The organism is Rheinheimera riviphila, from assembly GCF_004005945.1.
Lineage (GTDB): Bacteria > Pseudomonadota > Gammaproteobacteria > Enterobacterales > Alteromonadaceae > Pararheinheimera > Pararheinheimera riviphila.
Genome location: NZ_SACS01000073.1, coordinates 1 through 298, shown reverse-complemented (window position 1 = coordinate 298; position 298 = coordinate 1). Strand labels below are relative to the sequence as shown.

The following is a 298-nucleotide window of genomic DNA, read 5'->3' as shown; positions in this document are numbered from 1 at the left end:
TAACCTGTGATGATTTCATCGTCGATGGTAACACGCAAAGCTCTGCCAGAATGGCGATGGCGCTGGTCTCACCAATGCCCTTGGCTGCTGTCATATGGCTAAAGTGTGCTGCTAAGTTGTCATCGCCGGCAATCAGTGCCAGAGCCGCCTGCGTCAGGCGTTTGATGCGCCGCTCCAGTTGGTCAATACCTTCTTGCTCATCTTCAATCAGCATTGGAAGCGTCATACTTTTTGATGTCAGCGCATGCAGCCGATTCTTCGCCTGCGTGCGGCTTCCCGTTAACCGGTTGAGCTGTCG

The 298-nt window shown here is 53.7% G+C and carries 1 pseudogene; it reads right to left on the bottom strand.

The features are described 5' to 3' along the window. Nucleotides 1-298: pseudogene (locus tag EOE67_RS20410) on the bottom strand (IS110 family transposase); the annotation flags it as partial.